A 14,775-nucleotide genomic window follows, 5' to 3' on the forward strand; every position below is an offset into this window, starting at 1 on the left:
CTCGTTAGAAGCCCTCCATCATGGCACGCCGTACCACCAGCACTACAACCACTACCCCCGCGAGCCGGGGGCGGTCGCTGCTGGCCTAGCGCTTGGCCAGCGATGCCGCCGCCCGGTTCGGGTGGCTTTGCGCATCGCCTCCCGAACCGATCAATTTGCCTGATGCGCGCCCTTCCGGTGGCGGCGCTCCTGTGCCAAAGCGCTGCCACGAGATTGCAGAGAGACCCGCATGTCCGAGTTGCTGAAGATCACCCTGCCCGATGGTTCCGTGCGCGAGGTTTCGCCGGGCAGCACGCCTGCGGACATTGCCGCCGCAATCGGCCCAGGCCTTGCCAAGGCGGCGCTGGCGGCGAAAGTCGATGGCGAACTGGTGGACCTGTCGCGGCCTTTCACCGCTGACGCACAGCTGGCGCTGGTGACCGCGAAGGACGAGGCCGAAGCGCTCGATCTTGCGCGGCACGACTATGCGCACGTGCTGGCCGAGGCGGTGCAGGCGCTGTTTCCGGGCACGCAGATCACCTTCGGGCCGAGCACGGACGACGGGTTCTATTACGACTTCGCGCCGAAGGATCGCCCGTTCACGGATGAAGACCTGCCCGCGATCGAGGCGGAGATGCGCAAGATCATTGCCGCCAACAAGCCGCTGCGCCGCGAGGTGTGGAGCCGCGAGCAGCTGATCAGCCGCTGGAAGCAGCAGGGCGAGAGCTTCAAGGCCGAATGGGCTGCCGAACTGCCCGGGGACGAGCCGCTTACGGTCTACTGGTCGGGCGACGACTGGCTCGACATGTGCCGCGGCCCGCACCTGCCCTCTACCGGCAAGCTCGATCCGGCAGCCTTCAAGCTGACGCGCGTTTCGGGTGCTTACTGGCGTGGTGACCAGAAGAACGCGATGCTTTCCCGCGTGTACGGCACCGGCTGGCTCAACAAGAAGCAGCTCGATGCACACCTGACGCGGCTGGAAGAGGCGGCCAAGCGCGACCACCGCAAGCTCGGCAACGAGATGGACCTGTTCCACCTTCAGCAGGAAGCCCACGGATCGGTGTTCTGGCACCCCAAGGGTTATCTGATCTGGCGCGAGCTGGAAGCCTACATGCGCCGCGCGATCGATGGTGCGGGCTATCGCGAGGTGAAGACGCCGCAGGTCATGGACGCACGGCAGTGGGAGCAGTCCGGCCACTGGGGCAAGTATCGCGAGAACATGTTCGTGATCCCCGACGAAGTGCCGAACGTGGAGGACGAAGGCCCGGTCATCAGCGGTGAGGCCGACTGGATGGCACTGAAGCCGATGAACTGCCCCGCGCACGTGCTGATCTTCCGGCAGGGCATCAAGTCCTACCGCGAACTGCCCTTGCGCCTGTATGAGAATGGCTGCTGCCACCGTAACGAGCCGCACGGCGCGCTGCACGGGTTGATGCGCGTACGCCAGTTCACGCAGGACGATGCGCATATCTTCTGCCGCGAAGACCAGATCGTGGACGAAGTGCAGGCGTTCTGCGAACTGGCCGACCGGATCTACAAGCACTTCGGCTTCACCTACTCGATCAAGCTCGCGCTGCGCCCAGAAAAGCGCTTCGGCACCGAGGAGATGTGGGACAAGGCCGAGAGCGAGTTGCGCGCCGCCGTGGTCCGCGCAGGTCTGGCAACTGAAGAGTACGGCTGGGAGGAACTCCCCGGCGAAGGCGCGTTCTATGCGCCCAAGCTGGAATGGCACCTGACCGACGCGATCGGCCGCACCTGGCAGGTCGGCACGATCCAGTCCGACCGCGTCCTGCCCGATCGCCTTGATGCGACCTACATCGGTGAGGATGGCGACAAGCACCGCCCGGTCATGCTGCACCGCGCGATCTTCGGCTCCTATGAGCGCTTCATCGGCATCCTGATCGAGCACTTCGCCGGACGCCTGCCCGCGTGGCTGGCACCGGTGCAGGCGGTGGTTGCGACCATCGTTTCGGACGCGGACGACTATGCCAAGGACGCGCTGGCCAAGCTGAAGGCCGCGGGCATTCGCGCCGATACGGACCTGCGCAACGAGAAGATCAACTACAAGGTCCGCGAACACTCGCTGCAGAAGGTCCCGTACCTGCTGGTGGTGGGCAAGCGCGAGGCCGAGGAAGGCACCGTGGCGATCCGCACGCTGGGCGAGCAGCACCAGAAGGTGATGTCACTGGACGAGGCGATTGCCCTGCTGAAGAGCGAGGCCACGCCACCGGATCTGCGGAGCTGATCACGCTCGACCTGCCGCTCCTTTCGCTGGGCCTTTGCGCGCTGGCGGCGTTTATCGCCGCCTTCGTGCGCGGACTGGCAGGATTTGGCATGGCGATCCTGCTGGTGCCGCTGATCGGGCTGGTGATTCCACCGGGAGAGGCCGTGGTCGTGTCCAACATGCTCGGGTTGCTGATCGGTCTCGTCGGCGCGCGCAAGGTGTGGAACGCGGGAGAGAAGAGCGCAGGCGTAATCGGCGGGCTTGCCATGCTGCTGACGCCGGTCGGGCTGCTTGCCCTATTTGCGACGCCGCCCGAAGTGGCGCGCGTGCTGATTGCGGCAGTGGCCATAGGCGCGTTCCTGCTGGTGCTGTTGCCAGCCAAGCCGGGCCACGCACCGGGCAAGCTGGAAACGGGGTTTACCGGGGCCGCAGCAGGCCTCCTCACGGGGTTTGCCGGAATGCCGGGGCCACCGGTCGTGCCCTATTACCTGCGCCGCCCGATCCCCCGCGAAGTGGCACGCGCCTCGATGCTGACGGTGTTCCTGCTGACGTCAATCGCCAGCACGGCTGCGGCGCTGGCGCTGAAGCTGGCGTCGTGGCGCGATGCCTTGTTCGCGCTTGTTCTGTTCGTGCCGGTGCTGATCGGCAACCACTTCGGCACGCGCGCCTTCGGCAAAGTCAGCGATGCAGCGTGGCGCGGCTTTGTCGGCTTTCTGCTGGCAGTCTCTGGCCTGATGGCCGTGGCTCGCCTGCTGACCTGATCAGACGGTAAAGCTCTCGCCGCAGCCGCACGAACCCTTGGCATTGGGGTTCTGGAACACGAAGCCGGCGGTGAAATCGTCTTCCTGCCAGTCCATCGTGCTGCCGATCAGGTAGAGCACCGAGGCGCTGTCGATGAAGAACAGGCCGCCGGGTGTTTCGATCTTCTCGTCGAGCGGGTTGGCTTCGGTCACATAGTCCACCGAATAGGCAAGGCCCGAGCACCCCCGGCGGGGCGTCGAAAGCTTCACGCCGATGGCGCCTTCGGGGGCGGTTTCCATCAGGTGCGCCACGCGCGCCTCGGCACTGGCCGTGAGGATCACGGCTGCGGGACGGGGGCGGCGGACTTTTGTTTCGGTGGTCATGGCAACACCTATATGGGGCCTAATTCACAAATGTTCAGAGCATGCCCAGCTCAAGCTTGGCTTCATCGCTCATCTTGGCGGGGTCCCAGGCGGGATCCCAGACGAGATTGACCTCGGCATCGCGCACGCCGGGGACAGACGAGACACGCAGTTCGACTTCGCCGGGCATCGATTCCGCCACCGGACAATGCGGCGTGGTCAGCGTCATCGTGACGGTCACGTCCGACTCATCCGAAACATCGACGCCGTAGATCAGGCCGAGATCGTAGATGTTGACCGGGATTTCCGGGTCGAAGATTTCCTTGAGCGCGGCAATCACGCCCTCGTAGATGTCGCCGCCCGGTTCGGCGGGCGAGACGGCCTCGGGCTTTGCCGCAAGGAAGCCTTCGAGATAGTCGCGCTTGCGCTCGAGCTTTTCGGCTGCGGTCTCTTCGGCGGGTTCGGGAATGTCGTCCACGCGGGCCCGGCGCGGGGCGTTCACCTCGGCCACTTCCTCGACTGCGAACTTGGGTTCTTCATTGCTCATCCGAAGATCCTCTTGGTCCTCTCGATGCCGCGCACGAGCGCGGCAATATCGCTTTCATCGCTGTAGATGCCGAAGCTGGCGCGCGCCGTGGCGGGAATGCCAAGGTGCGCCATCAGCGTCTGGGCGCAGTGATGCCCGGCGCGGATCGCCACGCCTTCCTCGTCAAGAATCGTGCCCAGATCGTGCGGGTGCACGCCTTCGAGCGCGAAGCTGAGGATGCCGGCGCTATCGGCAGGGCCGAACAGCTTGACCGAATTCATCCGCCCGAGCGCTTCACGGGCTTTCTCCACCAGCGCGCATTCGTGGGCGTGGATGGAGGCGAGACCTTGCGCCTGAACGAAATCCACTGCTGCACCAAAGCCGATGGCCTCGACGATGGCAGGGGTGCCCGCCTCGAACCGTTGCGGCGCGGGGGCATAGGTGGTCTTATCGAAGGTAACCCTGTCGATCATCGCGCCGCCGCCCTGCCATGGCGGCATGGCATCGAGAATGTCCGCCTTGGCCCAGAGCGCGCCGATGCCGGTGGGGCCATAGAGCTTGTGCGCGGAGAAGACGTAGAAATCGCAGTCCAGCGCCTTCACGTCTACCGTCAGACGCGCGACCGACTGGCAGCCATCGAGCAGGATCTTCGCGCCGACGCTGCGGGCCAAGGCGACCGCGCGGGGCGCGTCGAGCACCGAGCCAAGCACGTTCGAAACATGCGCGAAGGCGACCAGCTTGTGCGCAGGCGTGATCATGCGCTCAGCCGCGTCGAGGTCGATCAGCCCGTCTTCGGTGAGCGGGCAGACGTCGATGTCCACACCCGTGCGGTCGCGCAGCATCTGCCACGGCACGATATTGGCGTGGTGCTCCAACGTGGAGATCAGGATGCGGTCACCGGCCTTGAGGTTCTGCACGCCCCAGGTCTGCGCGACGAGATTGATCGCCTCGGTCGCGCCGCGGGTGAAGACCAGTTCGTTCTCGATCCCGCCGATCAAGCCAGCAACCTTGCGCCGGGCAGCTTCGAACGCGAGCGTCATGTCCGCCGAGCGGGCATAGACGCCGCGATGGACGGTGGCGTAGTCGCTGCCCAGCGCGCGGGTAATGGCGTCGATGACAACTTGCGGCTTCTGCGCGGTGGCAGCGGTATCAAGATAATGCCAGCGGCTGCCGTCAGGATTGACGAGGCCGGGCCACTGCGAGGCGCGGGTCAGCGCGTCGACTGTCACAGCACCGCCTCTAGCGCCTTGAGGGCAGCTTCGGTCAGTGCTTCTTCATCGGCCGCGCCGACAAAGGCCTCGGCGATGAAGGCCTGCAGCATCAGCTTCTTGGCGACGGCAGGCGGAAGGCCGCGCTGAGCGAGGTAGAACAGCCCTTGCGGATCGAGTTCTCCGACCGCGCAACCGTGCGCACACTTCACGTCGTCGGCGTAGATTTCGAGTTCCGGGCGGGCGTTGGCGGTGGCTGTACGGTCCAGCAGCATCGCCCGGATCGACTGTTCGCCATCGGTGCCGATCGCGCCTCGAGCCACAGCAACCTTACCGAGATAGGTGCCGGTGGCGTGGCAGCCGAGAACCGAACGCACGACCTGGCTCGATACGGCATCGGGCTCTGCGTGGGTGACTTCAGTGACAATCTCTACCGTCTGGTCGCCGCCTGCAATCTGCGCCGCGCCGAGGTGGAACTTCGCGCCCTTGCCGAGCGTGACACGAACCACAATGCGGCCATAAGCGGAACCGGCGTTGAGCAGGCGCAGGTCATACTCCGCGCCGTCTTCCAGCGTTATGGCAATATCATGAGCGGCATCGTTGGCGCCATCGAGCACCATGGCCAGCGCGCCCTGCTCGCCCGCGCCAACGCGGATGTCCTGCACCGGAAGCGGCCAGAGCGTTTCGAGCGCGGCAAGGTCGGCGTAGCGATACGCTTCGTCCTTGCGTGTCGGCAGGGCGAGCGCTTCACTCATGCCGCGACGGCCTCGTAGCCGTTCTCTTCGAGTTCGAGCGCCAGTTCCGGGCCGCCGCTGCGCACGATGCGGCCACCGGCAAGGACGTGGACGAAGTCCGGCTTCACGTAATCGAGCAGGCGCTGATAGTGGGTGATCAGCAGCACGGCCTTGTCGGGCTTGCGCATGATCGCGTTGATGCCTTCGCCGCAGATACGCAGCGCGTCGATGTCGAGGCCGGAATCGGTCTCGTCAAGGATGGCGATCTTGGGATCGAGGATGCCCATCTGGACCATCTCGGCGCGCTTCTTCTCACCGCCCGAAAAGCCGACGTTCACCGGGCGTTTGAGCATGTCCATGTCCATGCGCAGCAGGCCCGCCTTCTCCTTGGCGAGCTTGAGGAATTCGCCGCCAGAGAGCGGTGCCTCGCCCCGCGCCTTGCGCTGGGCATTGGCGGATTCGCGCAGGAACTGGACGAAGGAGACGCCGGGGATTTCGACCGGGTACTGGAAGCCAAGGAACAGGCCAGCGGCGGCGCGTTCGTACGGTTCGAGTTCGAACAGGTCGGTGCCATCGAGCGTGGCGGTGCCGCCGGTCACTTCATAGCCGGGACGCCCGCCGAGCGTGTAGCCGAGCGTCGACTTGCCTGCGCCGTTCGGCCCCATGATCGCGTGGATCTCACCCGCGTTGATGGTGAGCGAAAGACCCTTGAGGATCGGCTTGTCGGCAACGGTCGCCTGGAGGTTCTGGATTTCGAGCATGATCATCTCTCTCAGTCGCGAGCCCGTGGGTAGGGGCTGCGCTGCGGGCGCGCGCCGGAGCGCGAATAGGAGGGGCGTTGCGGGCGCGAGGCGGCGCGCAACTCTTCGTAGCGGGCCTTCATCTCGCGCAGCACGGCAGCGCAGGCGCCCTCGGGATCGCCGAGGACTTCGGCAGCGTCATAGCGCAGGACCTTGAGGCCGACTTCGGCGAGGCTGGCGTCGCGGCGGCGTTCGATCTCGGGGTTTTCGCCCCGGTCGAGCGCAACGACCAGTTTCAACGGCTGGCTGGCAAAATCAACAAGGGCCGATCCGATCACCGCGTAGCGCTTGAACTTGTACTTGCCGAGGTCTTCCTTCGCCAGTTCCTCGGCCAGCGCGAGATGCGCCTCGTCCGGCTCACGGCGCATCTGGCGCGCACGGTCATGGATCGCATCGAGGCGCGAGCCCGAGATCGCCCAGCCGCGACCCTTCTTCTGGATCTTCGGCGCTTCAGCACGTTCGCCGACGGGGCGGATGGAAAGGGTCTTCTTGATCATTGTGCCGTCCTTGGGGCGAAGAGTTGACCGGCCAGCGCGCTCAGCACGTAAATGCCCAGCAGCACGGCCCCGAAGATGATCAGCGTCTTGATCGCAAAACGCTTGTCCTCGGCGCTGGCCCTCGACGGCTTGCGCCTGGGCTCTGCCGGGGCGGGGTTCGCCTCGATCGCCTTGATCGTCTCGATGCAGAATTTGATCATGTCGGCATTGCCGAGACGTTCTTCGCCCTCCTGCCACCAGCCCTGCGCATCGGTAAGCTCGCAGATCGCGCGCTGAACCAGTGACATGGCGAGAATGGAGCTCTGGTGCCCGCGGGCTGCGAACGCCAGCACGATATTGCCATGCTCGGGATAATCAGGGGCTTCCAAGTCATTCCCGAGATACTGCTCGCGCGACATCACCCCGTAATCGAAACCGGTGTCGACGCCATTCAGCAAAGCTGGCACCCAGCCCGAATGAGCCTTGTCGGTGGTTTCGAAACCAGCCGGAAAGGCAATCGCATGTCCGTATTCGGCAACCTTGCGCACGATCGCATCCGCCACAGGGACGGCGGAGAAATCGAGAAACAGATCGCTTTCGGAAAGGCTCATCCCACGCTGCCTTCAAGGCTGATTCCCAGCAACTTCTGCGCCTCGACGGCAAACTCCATCGGCAGCTGCTGCAGCACTTCGCGGGCGAAGCCGTTGACGATCAGGGCGACGGCGCTTTCCTGATCGAGGCCGCGCTGCATGGCGTAGAACAGCTGGTCGTCGCTGATCTTGCTGGTGGTGGCTTCGTGTTCGATCGTGGCGCTGGGGTTGCGCACTTCGATGTAGGGCACGGTGTGTGCGCCGCATTCTGCGCCCAGCAGCAGGCTGTCACACTGGGTGAAATTGCGCACGCCTTCGGCCTGCGGGGCAACGCGGACGAGGCCGCGATAGGTGTTGTTGCTCTTGCCCGCCGAGATGCCCTTCGACACGATGGTCGAGCGCGACCCCTTGCCGTTGTGGATCATCTTGGTGCCGGTATCGGCCTGCTGGTGGTTGTTGGTGACGGCAACCGAGTAGAACTCGCCCACCGAATCCTCGCCATTCAGCACGCAGGACGGGTACTTCCAGGTGATGGCAGAGCCGGTTTCCACTTGCGTCCACGAAACCTTGGAGCGAGCGCCCTGGCAAAGCGCGCGCTTGGTGACGAAGTTGTAGATGCCGCCAAGACCCTCGGCGTTGCCGGGATACCAGTTCTGGACGGTGGAGTACTTGATCTCGGCATCGTCGAGCGCGACAAGTTCCACGACAGCGGCGTGAAGCTGGTTCTCGTCACGCTGCGGCGCGGTACAGCCTTCGAGATAGGAGACGTAAGCGCCCTTGTCGGCAACGATCAGGGTGCGTTCGAACTGGCCGGTATTTTCCGCGTTGATGCGAAAATAGGTGGACAGCTCCATCGGGCAGCGCACGCCTTCGGGGATGTAGACGAAAGTGCCGTCCGAGAAGACCGCGCAGTTCAGCGTGGCGAAGTAGTTGTCGTGCATCGGCACGACCTTGCCGAGCCACTTCTTCACAAGATCGGGGTATTCGCGGATCGCTTCGGAGATCGAGCGGAAGATGACGCCTGCCGCTTCAAGCTCCTTGCGGAAGGTCGTGGCAACCGAAACGCTGTCGAACACGGCATCGACCGCGACCTTGCGCGCGCCTTCGACGCCGGCGAGCACCTTTTGCTCCTCGAGCGGAATGCCGAGCTTTTCGTAGATGCGCAGGATTTCCGGATCTACCTCGTCAAGGCTGCCGAGCTTGGGCTTGGCCTTGGGTGCCGCCCAGTAATAAGCGTCCTGATAGTCGATCGGCGGGACATTGAGCTTGGCCCAGTCGGGCGTGGGCATGGTCAGCCAGTGGCGATAGGCCTTCAGGCGCCATTCGAGCATCCATTCGGGCTCGTTCTTCTTGGCCGAGATATAGCGGACAGTATCTTCGGAGAGGCCCTTGGGCCCGTACTCCTGCTCGATATCGGACGACCAGCCGTGCTCGTAATCGGCAACCTTTGCCGCCGCCTCGCGCGCAGCCTGATCCTTTACTTCGACGTTCTCGGTCATGCCATAACCTCCGCCACCGGGACCGCCGGGACGGCGGGGCGGGACAATTGGGTAAGCGGTATTCCGGCCAGCGCGCCGCGCAGGGCGGCATCGACCGCAGGCCAGTGCGGACGAACGGTACACGCTGCTTCCAGCGTGCAATCGTGGCGCCCATGCTCGCTGCAGGGCGTAAGCGCAATAGGGCCTTCGACCGCCTCGACGATATCCGCCAGAGTGATGGCTGCGGCTGGACGGGCGAGCTTCAAGCCGCCGCGTGCGCCGCGCACCGACTTGAGCAGGCCGGCGGCCGAGAGCTTGCTGACCAGCTTCTGCACGGTGGGCACCGGAAGGCCGGTTTCGTCAGCCAGTTGCTGCGCGCAGACGCGCTGGCCGCCGCAGTGGCGTGCAGCGGCGGTCATCGTCACGACGGCATAATCAGCCATGCTGGAAAGGCGCATTGGCGAAGGTCCCGGGCAATGGTCCGCGAAATCGGACCGAATCACTCCGGTTATCTAGGCGCAGGCATGTGGCGGCACAAGGGGCTGAGGTGCTTGAGCGATAGCGCAAAAAAAGGGCGGCCGATCCCCAAGAGGGTTATCGGCCGCCTGAAAGTCGAGAACCCGTTGCATTGCTGCACCGAGCCCTTCGGGTCGCAGCGCCTTCCTACGCAGAAGGCCGTAAGGTGAATTGTATGGATTCGACAATTTCGGTGGCAAACGCGCAACATATCAAGCGCAATCAATTACAAATGCTGTCAGAATCGAGAAGTTCCGACTTGGCCATTGCAGAATCTCGTCCCAAAGACATGGGACAGAGCTGCGCGCGGTCTTGAATCGTCGCGAACGCGCCCGAATCGAATCTGCTGAATCTCCAATCCGGAACCTTTATCCCTTGACGCCTTATTCCCTGCTGCGCCCGCTGATCTTCCGCATACCTGCAGAACCAGCCCATCGGCTGACCATCAAGGCGTTGGCACTGAGCCAGCCTTCCGGCCCGATCGCGCCCACCCCGACGCTTGCCCAGCGCATCGCCGGGATCGCGTTCCCCAACCCGGTCGGCATGGCGCCGGGTTTCGACAAGAACGCCGAAGTGCCCGATGCGATGCTCGGTCTCGGGTTCGGCTTCGTCGAAGTGGGCACGGTCACGCCGCTGCCGCAGGAGGGCAATCCCAAGCCCCGCCTGTTCCGGCTGATCGAGGACCGCGCCGTGATCAATCGCATGGGCTTCAACAACGAAGGGGCGCAGGCGGTCACCAACCGCTTGGTCAAGCGGCTGGAAACCGGCAAGCACGGGCTGCCCGGCATCGTCGGGGTCAACATCGGCGCGAACAAGGATTCGGTCGACCGTATCGCCGACTATGCGCAGATGACGCGGATCATGGCGCCACTGGCGTCATACCTTACCGTCAATATTTCCTCGCCTAACACGCCCGGCCTGCGTGCGCTGCAAGACGAAGGTGCCCTTTCGGCGCTGCTCGACGCGGTGATCGAGGCGCGCAGCAACATCAACGTGCCGGTGTTCCTCAAGCTTGCCCCGGATCTTGAGCCTTCGGACATCGATGCGATCTGCCGGATCGCGCTGGAGAAGCGGCTGGCCGCGCTGATCATTTCGAACACCACGATCACCCGACCGGCCCTGCACTCGGCCCATGCTGCTGAAACCGGCGGGCTTTCGGGAGAGCCCTTGCGCGAACTGGCGCTGCAGCGCCTGCGCGATTTCCGCAAGGCCAGCGGCGGCGCAATCCCGCTGGTCGGCGTGGGCGGCATCAGCACGGTGGACGATGCCTGGGCACGCATCCGCGCAGGCGCCAGCCTGATCCAGATCTATAGCGCGATGGTCTATGAAGGCCCGGGCCTTGCCAGGCGCATCGTCGCAGGTCTGGAACGCAAGGTGCGCGAAGCAGGCATGACTTCCATTGCCGAGGCGGTCGGCAGCGAATAGCAAGGGAGGCATGACCCTGCCTCTCCCAGTACGGATTATTCCCCTTGCAGTCGCGCTTTGTGCCAGCGCGTGCGTTCCCCCGCCCAATGCGGCGGTACCTGCCGTTTCTCCTGTCGCCTCCGCGACGCAGGGCGTGCCTCTCGAGGGTCCTGGCCTCGTCTCGGCAGCCGATCCTCGCGCAGCCGAGGCCGGAGCGCAGATGCTCCGCCTTGGCGGCAGCGCGACCGACGCCGCCATTGCGACGATGCTGGCGCTGACAGTTGTCGAGCCGCAAAGTTCGGGCATCGGCGGCGGGGGCTTTCTCGTGGTGGGCGACGCGGCGGGTAGCGTCGATACCATCGATGGGCGCGAGACCGCACCGAGGGCAGCAACCCCGCAGTGGTTCTACGTCGATGGCAAGCCGCTCTCTTACGGTGAGGCGATTCCAGGCGGGCGCAGCGTCGGCATTCCCGGAAACCTGCGTCTTGCGGCAAGTGCGCACAACGCCAAGGGCAAGCTTGCCTGGCGCACGCTGTTCCAGCCCGCAATCCGCCTCGCCCGCGAAGGCTTTGCGGTAACACCGCGCCTCAATTCCATCCTCGCGGCTGCCAGCCGCACCGGTGCGCTCGATCCTGATGCACGCGCGCTCTATTATGGCGCTGCCGGACTGCCTCTGCCCGTCGGTACGATCGTGCGCAATCCGGCACTCGCAGCTACGCTTGAAGCCATCGCCGCGCGCGGCGCCGACAGTTTCTACACCGGCGACAACGCCGCGACGGTTGCCGCCAAGGTCGGCACATCGCCGCGCAATCCCGCGCCGATGACCACGGCCGATCTTGCCGCCTACCGTGCTATCGGGCGGCCAGCCGTCTGCGGGCAGTACCGCGCATACCGCATCTGCGGGATGGGTCCGCCCTCGTCGGGTGCGACGACGGTCTTTGCCATCCTCAAGCAGCTTGAACGCTTCGATCTCAAGACACTTGGCCCCGCCAATCCTGTATCGTGGCATCTGATCGCGGAATCCGAGCGCCTCGCCTATGCCGATCGCGACCAGTATCTGGCCGACAGCGATTTCGTCTCGGTCCCCGTCGCGGGCCTGACGGACCCGTCCTATCTCGCCGGGCGCTCTGCCCTGATCTCGGAAGGCAGTACCTTGCCGAGCGTCCAGCCCGGCACGCCGCCCGGGGCAAAGGTCGCCTTCGCGCCTGCGCCACTTCAGGAAGAGCATGGCACCACGCATTTCGTTGCGGTCGACCGCTGGGGCAATGCCGCCAGCTATACCTCCACCATCGAAGGGCCGTTCGGTTCGGGCCTGATGGTCGGCGGGTACTACCTCAACAACGAGCTGACCGATTTCAACATCGTGCCAGATCGCGATGGCAAGCCCACTGCCAACCGGGTCGAAGGCGGCAAGCGGCCGCGCAGTTCGATGGCGCCGACACTCGTCTATGGCCCCGATGGCAAGCTTCGACTCGCGATAGGCGCAGCAGGGGGCACGACCATCCCAGCGCAGGTTGCCAAGGCGATCATCGGCGTGCTCGACTGGAACCTCTCGGCTCGCGAAGCCATTGCCTTGCCAGTGATCTTCGCACCCGGCGGCGACGTGGTCTTTGTCGAGAAAGGCACCCGCCTCGAACAATTGATCCCCCTTCTCCAGCAGCTGGGGCACGCGCAGGTCGTCGCCCGCTCGCCATCGTTCAAGGCCAATGCGATCGAACGGGTCGGCGATCGCTGGCGAGGGGCAGCCGATCCCCGCAGCGAAGGCGCCGCCATTGCTCCGTGACCTGGCCCGTTCGGGCATATCTTCCCTTGGCTTGGTCTCACCGGTTGCCGTGAAGGAACTGCGTCACTAGGTTCCCGTTCAACTGGCGGGGAGCTTTGCTTCCTCTTGCCGACAAGGGACGAGGGTCAACGACGTGCAGCTTACGGATTTCGCAGGCTTTCCGAATCTGGTTTCGATGTTCCTCGACCGCGCGGGCAAGCGCGGCGATGCGCCATTCCTGTGGGCCAAGAGCAAGGGCGCGTGGCATTCGCTGAGCTGGGCGGAGGCCGCGCGGCAGATTTGCGTGCTTGCACAATCGCTGCGCGCGCTTGGCCTCAATCCCGGCGACCGGGTGGCGCTCGTATCGGAAAACCGGCCCGAATGGTGCATTGCCGACCATGCCATCATGGCGGCGGGGCTCGTCACCGTGCCGACCTACATCACCAATACCGAGCGCGATCACCTGCACATTCTCGAAAACTCGGGCGCGCGGGCGGTGATCGTCTCGACGGCCAAACTCTCGCAACCGCTGCTTCCCGCCGCACTGTCCGCGCCCTGTGTCGAACACGTGATCGGCATGGAGCCGCTGCGCCAGATGCAGGCCGGCAAACTTGCCTTTCATGACTGGCAGACGCTGACCAGCGGCGACGGCGCCGAGGCGCGTGAGGCGGTCGATGAGCGGCTGCGAAACATGGGCCGGGATGATCTGGCGTGCATCATCTACACCAGCGGCACCGGCGGAAGCCCGCGCGGCGTGCGGCTGCATCATGGTTCGATCCTGTGCAATGTCGAAGGTGCCGCCGAGATTCTCGCCAACGACTTCGGCTGGGACGAGGAGGTGTTCCTGTCGTTCCTGCCGCTGTCGCACGCCTACGAGCACACCGGCGGGCAGTACCTGCCGATCGGCATGGGCGCGCAGATCTACTATTCCGAAGGGCTCGAGAAGCTCGCCTCCAACATCGAGGAAGTGCGCCCGACGATGATGGTCGTGGTGCCGCGCCTGTTCGAGGTGCTGCGCACGCGGATCATGAAGCAGGTGGAAAAGCAGGGGAAGCTGGCCAACTATCTGATGGACCGCGCGCTCAGCATCGGCACGCGCAAGGCTGCCGGGAAGGGCCGCCTCATCGATGCACCGATGAGCCTGATTCTGGAGCGCACGCTGCGGCCGAAGATTCGCGCGCGCTTTGGCGGACGGATGAAGGCGATGGTTTCTGGGGGGGCGCCGCTCAACCCCGAAGTGGGCGTCTTCTTTGACGCAATGGGCCTGACCATGCTGCAAGGCTATGGGCAGACCGAGGCTGGCCCGGTGATCTCCTGCAACCGGCCCAAGGTCGGCCTGAAGATGGATACCGTCGGCCCGCCGATGAAGGGCGTGCAAGTGAAGATTGCCGAGGACGGGGAAATCCTCGTGCGCGGCGAACTGGTGATGCATGGCTATTGGCACAACGATGCCGAGACCGCCCGTGCGATCCCGACCGACGGACCCAACGCAGGCTGGCTGCACACCGGCGACATCGGCCACCTCGATGCCAAGGGCCGCATCGTCATCACCGACCGCAAGAAGGACATGATCGTCAACGACAAGGGCGACAACGTCTCTCCGCAGAAGATCGAGGGCATGTTGACGCTGCAGCCGGAGATAGCTCAGGCGATGGTCTCGGGTGACAAGCGGCCCTACATCGTAGGCCTGATCGTGCCCGATCCTGAATGGTCGCTCGAATGGGCCCGCGCGCAGGGCGAGCACTTCAACTTCAAGGAACTGCAGGACCTGCCTGCGTTCAAGAGCGCCATCCGCGCGGCGGTGGACCGGGTGAACAAGGAGCTCTCGGTGATCGAAAAGGTCCGCCAGTTCACCTTCGCCGACGAGGCGTTCAGCATCGACAACGGCGAGATGACCCCGAGCCTCAAGATCCGCCGCCACAAGATCAAGGAACGCTACGGCGCGCGAGTGGACGCGCTCTACAAGGCGTGAGAG

At 64.6% G+C, this 14,775-nt stretch carries 14 protein-coding genes; 5 read left to right on the top strand and 9 right to left on the bottom strand.

What is annotated here, in order from left to right:
• The first annotated feature begins 229 nt into the window (after positions 1–229).
• Both thrS and IQ25_RS07505 read left to right on the top strand, forming a co-directional pair.
• A complete protein-coding gene (thrS, locus tag IQ25_RS07500) occupies positions 230–2,224 on the top strand; it encodes a threonine--tRNA ligase (RefSeq protein ID WP_144904396.1) in 1,995 nt (664 codons plus the stop codon).
• Positions 2,225–2,265: 41 nt separating this feature from the next.
• Positions 2,266–2,964, top strand: coding sequence for a sulfite exporter TauE/SafE family protein (locus tag IQ25_RS07505; protein WP_258536997.1), 699 nt, complete (start codon positions 2,266–2,268; stop codon positions 2,962–2,964).
• Here IQ25_RS07505 and IQ25_RS07510 read toward each other — a convergent pair whose 3' ends face one another.
• From IQ25_RS07510 to IQ25_RS07550, 9 genes are read right to left on the bottom strand one after another with little or no spacing between them, the layout of a single operon-like run.
• Positions 2,965–3,327 (bottom strand): HesB/IscA family protein, encoded by a 363-nt coding sequence (locus IQ25_RS07510; protein ID WP_144904398.1) that lies wholly within the window; start codon positions 3,325–3,327, stop codon positions 2,965–2,967.
• 34 nt (positions 3,328–3,361) lie between these two features.
• Positions 3,362–3,853, bottom strand: a complete 492-nt coding sequence (locus tag IQ25_RS07515; RefSeq protein WP_144904400.1) for an SUF system Fe-S cluster assembly protein — start codon at positions 3,851–3,853, stop codon at positions 3,362–3,364.
• Entirely contained in the window at positions 3,850–5,061 is a 1,212-nt protein-coding gene (locus tag IQ25_RS07520) for a cysteine desulfurase (RefSeq protein WP_144904402.1), read from the bottom strand. The genes IQ25_RS07515 and IQ25_RS07520 overlap by 4 nt, the downstream gene beginning before the upstream one ends.
• Positions 5,058–5,795: a SufD family Fe-S cluster assembly protein gene (locus tag IQ25_RS07525; protein ID WP_144904404.1), complete on the bottom strand. Its 738-nt coding sequence runs from the start codon at positions 5,793–5,795 to the stop codon at positions 5,058–5,060. The genes IQ25_RS07520 and IQ25_RS07525 overlap by 4 nt, the downstream gene beginning before the upstream one ends.
• Entirely contained in the window at positions 5,792–6,535 is a 744-nt protein-coding gene (sufC, locus tag IQ25_RS07530) for a Fe-S cluster assembly ATPase SufC (RefSeq protein WP_144904406.1), read from the bottom strand. Before sufC ends, IQ25_RS07525 begins: the two co-directional genes overlap by 4 nt.
• Positions 6,536–6,546: 11 nt before the next feature.
• Complete coding sequence (locus IQ25_RS07535; protein ID WP_221236716.1) at positions 6,547–7,071, bottom strand: endonuclease domain-containing protein; 525 nt, start codon at positions 7,069–7,071, stop codon at positions 6,547–6,549.
• Positions 7,068–7,661: a hypothetical protein gene (locus IQ25_RS07540; RefSeq protein WP_144904408.1), complete on the bottom strand. Its 594-nt coding sequence runs from the start codon at positions 7,659–7,661 to the stop codon at positions 7,068–7,070. The genes IQ25_RS07535 and IQ25_RS07540 overlap by 4 nt, the downstream gene beginning before the upstream one ends.
• Entirely contained in the window at positions 7,658–9,139 is a 1,482-nt protein-coding gene (gene sufB / locus IQ25_RS07545) for a Fe-S cluster assembly protein SufB (RefSeq protein WP_144904410.1), read from the bottom strand. Before sufB ends, IQ25_RS07540 begins: the two co-directional genes overlap by 4 nt.
• Positions 9,136–9,576 (bottom strand): SUF system Fe-S cluster assembly regulator, encoded by a 441-nt coding sequence (locus IQ25_RS07550; RefSeq protein WP_144904413.1) that lies wholly within the window; start codon positions 9,574–9,576, stop codon positions 9,136–9,138. Before IQ25_RS07550 ends, sufB begins: the two co-directional genes overlap by 4 nt.
• Positions 9,577–10,009: 433 nt before the next feature.
• On the opposite strand from IQ25_RS07550, the gene IQ25_RS07555 reads away from it, so the two are divergent.
• From IQ25_RS07555 to IQ25_RS07565, 3 genes are all read left to right on the top strand, one after another.
• Entirely contained in the window at positions 10,010–11,059 is a 1,050-nt protein-coding gene (locus tag IQ25_RS07555) for a quinone-dependent dihydroorotate dehydrogenase (protein ID WP_144904415.1), read from the top strand.
• A gap of 10 nt (positions 11,060–11,069) precedes the next feature.
• Positions 11,070–12,821 carry a gamma-glutamyltransferase gene (gene ggt, locus IQ25_RS07560; protein ID WP_144904417.1) on the top strand — a complete coding sequence of 584 codons (1,752 nt, stop codon included), beginning with the start codon at positions 11,070–11,072 and terminating at the stop codon, positions 12,819–12,821.
• 133 nt (positions 12,822–12,954) lie between these two features.
• Positions 12,955–14,772 carry an AMP-dependent synthetase/ligase gene (locus IQ25_RS07565; protein ID WP_407070586.1) on the top strand — a complete coding sequence of 606 codons (1,818 nt, stop codon included), beginning with the start codon at positions 12,955–12,957 and terminating at the stop codon, positions 14,770–14,772.
• Positions 14,773–14,775 lie beyond the last annotated feature (3 nt).

The sequence above is a fragment of the Novosphingobium taihuense genome (assembly GCF_007830315.1).
GTDB classification, from domain to species: Bacteria; Pseudomonadota; Alphaproteobacteria; order Sphingomonadales; family Sphingomonadaceae; genus Novosphingobium; species Novosphingobium taihuense.

Excerpts from the sequence above, each read along its gene's own strand:
- IQ25_RS07535 (WP_221236716.1), bottom strand. The coding sequence starts at position 7,071 with ATGATCAAGAAGACCCTTTCCATCCGCCCCGTCGGCGAACGTGCTGAA.
- sufC (WP_144904406.1), bottom strand. The coding sequence starts at position 6,535 with ATGCTCGAAATCCAGAACCTCCAGGCGACCGTTGCCGACAAGCCGATC.
- IQ25_RS07525 (WP_144904404.1), bottom strand. The coding sequence starts at position 5,795 with ATGAGTGAAGCGCTCGCCCTGCCGACACGCAAGGACGAAGCGTATCGC.
- IQ25_RS07510 (WP_144904398.1), bottom strand. The coding sequence starts at position 3,327 with ATGACCACCGAAACAAAAGTCCGCCGCCCCCGTCCCGCAGCCGTGATC.
- sufB (WP_144904410.1), bottom strand. The coding sequence starts at position 9,139 with ATGACCGAGAACGTCGAAGTAAAGGATCAGGCTGCGCGCGAGGCGGCG.
- thrS (WP_144904396.1), top strand. The coding sequence starts at position 230 with ATGTCCGAGTTGCTGAAGATCACCCTGCCCGATGGTTCCGTGCGCGAG.
- IQ25_RS07540 (WP_144904408.1), bottom strand. The coding sequence starts at position 7,661 with ATGAGCCTTTCCGAAAGCGATCTGTTTCTCGATTTCTCCGCCGTCCCT.
- ggt (WP_144904417.1), top strand. The coding sequence starts at position 11,070 with ATGACCCTGCCTCTCCCAGTACGGATTATTCCCCTTGCAGTCGCGCTT.
- IQ25_RS07515 (WP_144904400.1), bottom strand. The coding sequence starts at position 3,853 with ATGAGCAATGAAGAACCCAAGTTCGCAGTCGAGGAAGTGGCCGAGGTG.
- IQ25_RS07550 (WP_144904413.1), bottom strand. The coding sequence starts at position 9,576 with ATGCGCCTTTCCAGCATGGCTGATTATGCCGTCGTGACGATGACCGCC.